Source organism: Actinokineospora sp. PR83 (genome assembly GCF_021056305.1).
GTDB classification, from domain to species: domain Bacteria; phylum Actinomycetota; class Actinomycetes; order Mycobacteriales; family Pseudonocardiaceae; genus Actinokineospora; species Actinokineospora spheciospongiae.
On record NZ_JAJCXD010000107.1, the window covers coordinates 1 to 4,644 of the forward strand.

The 4,644-nt window shown below is 78.8% G+C and carries 1 protein-coding gene; it reads right to left on the bottom strand.

Annotation, left to right across the window (positions count from 1 at the left end; all coding sequences use genetic code 11):
* The coding region (locus tag L6E12_RS30490) for a type I polyketide synthase (protein ID WP_236231385.1) at positions 1-4,644 on the bottom strand (4,644 nt) is incomplete at both ends.

Genomic DNA, 4,644 nt, shown 5'->3' on the forward strand with positions numbered 1-4,644 from the left:
GCAGCGCGGCGAGGTCGAGGCGGGCGGGCACCAGGGCGGTGTGCCCGCTGCGCAGCGCGGCGTCGAACAGCGCGCGGCCGTCGGCGGCCGAGAGCGGGCGGATGCCCAGGCGGGCCAGCCGGGCGCGGCCCGCCTCGTCCAGGTGCTCGGCCATCCCGCCCTCCCACAGGCCCCACGCCAGGGCGGTGGCGGGCAGGCCGCGGGCGGCGCGGTCGGCGGCGAGGGCGTCCAGGGCGGTGTTGGCGGCGGCGTAGTTGGCCTGCCCCGCGGTGCCCAGGACCCCGGCCGCGGCGGTGAACACGACGAACGCGTCGAGGTCGCGGGTGAGCCGGTCGAGGTTGCGCGCGGCGTCGACCTTGGGCCGGGCGACGGCGGCGAGCCGCCGCGGGGTCATCGCGGCCAGGACGCCGTCGTCGAGCACACCCGCGGCGTGCACGACGGCGCTGATCCGCCGCTCGGCCGTGGCCAGCACGGCGGCGCACTGCTCGGGGTCGGCGAGGTCGGCGGCCTCGACCCGCACGTCGACACCCAGGGCGGCGAGGTCGGCGGCGAGCCGGTCGGCGCCGGGGGCGGCGGGCCCGCGCCTGCTGACCAGCAGCAGGTGCTTCGCGCCGGACTCCGCGAGGTGGCGGGCGAACAGGGCGCCCAGCGCGCCGGTGCCGCCGGTGATGAGCACGGTGCCGTCCGGGTCGATCCCGGTGCCCTGGCCGGTGCCGCCGGTGACGGGGACGCGGACCAGGCGCGGGACGAACGCGGCGCCGTCGCGCAGGGCGACCTCGGGTTCACCGATCGCCAGCGCGGCAGGCAGGTCGGGGTGCTCAGCGCCCTGGGGCCCCGCCTCGACCAGGGCGAACCGGCCGGGGTGCTCGGCGCGGGCGGACCGGACGAGGCCGACGACCCCCGCGCCCGCGGGCAGGCCGTCGGTGACGACGACGAAGGTGCGGTCGTCGGGGGTGGCGAGGAACTCCTGCATCCGCAGCAGGGTCCCGGCGGGCTCCTGTCCGGTGTGGACGAGGAACCGCTCGGCGGGGGCGGGCGCGGCGGGCAGCTCGACGCGCGTCCACTCGACCCGGTGGAGCAGGTCGGCCGCCGGGTCGCCCGCGCGGGCCGGGCGCAGCGCCAGCGCGTCGACCGCGGCGACGACGCGGCCGGTGTCGTCAGCGACCTCGACGGCGACGGTGAGCGGCCCGACCGGGGTCAGGGTGGCGCGCAGCGCGCCGGTGGCGGGCCCGTCGACCACCACGCCGGTGAAGGAGAACGGCAGCAGCGCGGTGCCCGGGTCGCCGTCGAGCTCACCGAGGCCGACCGCGTGCAGGGCGGTGTCGAGCAGCGCGGGGTGCACCGCGTGCCCACCGGTGAGCCCGGCGGGCGGGGTGACCTCGGCGGTGTAGGAGGTGCCGTGGCGCCACAGGCCGGTCAGGCCGCGGAAGGCGGGGCCGTAGTCGATGCCGTTGGCGGCGAAGCGGTCGTAGAGCGCGTCGCGGTCCAGCGGGGTGGGGGCCCCGGGGGGCCGGGGCCGCACGGCGGGCACGACCTCCCCGAGCGCGCCGGTGGCCGCGACCGCCCAGGCGCCGCCGTCGCGCCGGGAGTGGACGGTGACCGCGCGCGCGGAGTCGACCTTGACCTGGAGTTCCACCTGCTCGCCCGCGGGGACGACGACGGGGGCGGTCAGCGTCAGCTCCACGACGCCGAGACCACCCGCGCGGGTGCCCGCGTGCGCGACGAGGTCGAGCAGCGCGGTGCCTGGCAGCAGCACCCGGCCGCCGACGACGTGCCCGGCCAGCCAGGGGTGCGCCGAGGTCGACACCGCGCCGCTGAACACGAGGTCTCCGGTGTCGGCCAGGGTCACCTCGTCGGTGAGCACGGGGTGGGCGCCGGGCCTGCCCGTGGGCGCGGCGAGCCAGAACGAGTCGCGGCGGAACGGGTAGGTGGGCACGTCGGCGCGGGCGGTGCCGGGCGGCACGGGCGCGGGCGCGCGACCGATGGCGTGCAGGCGGGCGAGGGCCGTGGTGACCCCGTCCGGCTCGGGCAGCCCGTGGCCGAGCAGCGCGACGGCGGTGGCGGTGGGGGCGCTGTCGGCGACCATGGCGGTGAGCGCGCCGCCGGGGCCGACTTCGAGGAAGGCGTCCGCGCCCAGGCCCGCGGCGGTGGTGACGGCGTCGTGGAAGCGCACGGCCTGGCGGGCGTGGCGGACCCAGTGCTCGGCCGTGGCCAGCTCGGGGCCCGCGACCTCGCCGGTGACGTCGGAGACGACGGTGAGGGTGGGCTGGGCGTAGGTGACCCGCTCGGCCACGGCGCGGAAGGCGTCGAGGGCCGGGTCCATGCGCGCGGAGTGGAAGGCGTGGCTGACCGCGAGCCGCGCCGTGCGCACGCCGCGCTCGGCCCAGTGGCAGGCCAGCGCGTCGACGGCGTCGGCGTCCCCGGAGACCACGACGGCGCGGGGGCCGTTGACCGCGGCGATGGAGACACCGGCGGTCAGCAGCGGCGCGACCTCGTCCTCCGCGGCGCCGACCGCGAGCATCGCCCCGCCCCCGGGCAGCGCCTGCATGAGCTTGCCGCGCGCGGTGACCAGCGCGGCGGCGTCGGCCAGGGAGAACACCCCGGCGACGTGGGCGGCGGCGATCGAGCCGACGGAGTGGCCGAGCAGCACCCCGGGCCGCACCCCGCGGGCGATCAGCGCGCGGTGCAGGGCGACCTCGACGGCGAACAGCGCGGGCTGGGCGTGCTCGGTGCGGTTGAGCGCGTCGGCGTCCTCGCCCCAGAGCACGGCGCGCAGCCCCGGGTCGAGCGCGGCCAGCACCTCGTCGAGGGCGGCGGCGAAGACCGGGTCTGCGGCGTGCAGGGCGCGACCGGCGCCGAGGCGCTGGCTGCCCTGGCCGGGGAAGACGAACGCCGGCTCGCCCTCGCGCACCCGGGTGGGGGTCAGCTCGCGCAGGCCGTCGACGAGGGCGGCGCGGTCGTGTCCGACGACGACCGCGCGGTGGTCGTGGGTGGTGCGGGCGGCCAGGGCGCGGGCGACCGCGGCGGGGTCGGCCTCGGTCCGCTCGGCCCACGCAGCGAGTTCGGCGGCGCGGCGGCGCAGGCCGTCGTCGTCCTTGGCCGACAGCGGCCAGGCGACCAGGCCCGCCGCGGGCTCGGTGATCTCGGCCGGTCCAGTGGCCTCGGGCGCCTCTTCGACGATGACGTGGGCGTTGGTGCCGCTGATGCCGAAGGACGACACGGCCGCGCGGCGGGTCCGCTCCCCCGGGGCCCACGGCGCGGGCTCGGTGAGCAGCCGCAGCGCGCCGCTGGCCCAGTCGACGTGCGGGCTGGGCTCGTCGGCGTGCAGGGTCCTGGGCAGCACGCCGTGCCGCAGGGCCTGCACCAGCTTGATCACCCCGGCGACACCCGCCGCGGCCTGGGCGTGGCCCAGGTTGGACTTGAGCGAGCCCAGGGCCAGCGGCGCGGTCCGGTCGCGGCCGTAGGCGGCGATCAGCGCCTCGGCCTCGATGGGGTCACCCAGGGCGGTGCCGGTGCCGTGCGCCTCGACGGCGTCCACATCAGACGGCTCCAGGCCCGCGTCGGCCAGCGCCGCGGCGATCACCCGCTGCTGCGCCGGGCCGTTGGGGGCGGTCAGGCCGTTCGACGCGCCATCGGAGTTCACCGCCGTGCCGCGCACCACCGCCAGCACGGGGTGGCCGTTGGCGCGCGCGTCGCAGAGCCGTTCGAGCACGAGCACGCCCGCGCCCTCAGCCCACCCGGTGCCGTCCGCGCCCGCGCCGAAGGCCTTGCACCGGCCGTCCGCGGCCAGGCCGCCCTGCTTGCCGAACTCGATGAAGACCCCGGGCGACGCCATCACGGTCGCGCCCGCGGCCAGGGCCAGCCCACACTCCCCCGCTCGCAGCGCCCGCACCGCCAGGTGCAGCGCGACCAGCGACGACGAGCACGCGGTGTCCACGGTCAGCGACGGCCCCTGCAACCCCAGGGCGTAGGAGATCCGCCCGGAGGCCACGCTGGGGTGCCCACCGGTGAGCGCGTTGCCCGCCACGTCGTCGCCGACGGCGTCCAGGCGCGGCCCGTACTCCTGGTGCGAGGCGCCGACGAACACCCCGGTCGCGGTGCCGTGCAGCGCGTCGGCGTCGAGGCCCGCGCGCTCCACTGCCTCCCACGCCGTTTCGAGCAGGATGCGCTGCTGGGGGTCCATCGCCAGCGCCTCGCGCGGGGAGATGCCGAAGAACGCCGGGTCGAACTCGGCGGCGTCGAGCAGGAAGCCGCCCCGGTCGACCACGCCCGCGGCGGCCAGCGCGCGCAGGTCCCAGCCGCGGTCGGTGGGCAGCGGGCCCAGCGCCTCGCGGCCCGCGGCGACGAGGTCCCACAGGTCGTCGGGGGTGCGGATGCCGCCGGGGTAGCGGCAGGCCATGCCGATGACCGCGATCGGCTCGTCGGCCGCGGCGGCCACCGGCGCGGCGGCGGCGGTCTCGGTGCGGGCCTGGTCGAGGTGGCGGGCGAGCGCGCGCGGCGTGGGGTGGTCGAAGAGGATGCCCACGGGCAGGCGCAGGCCGGTGGCGGCGGCGAGGGCGTTGCGCAGCTCCACCGAGGTCAGCGAGTCGAAGCCGAGGTCGCGGAAGGGCCGGTCGAGCGCGATCGAGGCCGGGTCGCGGTGGC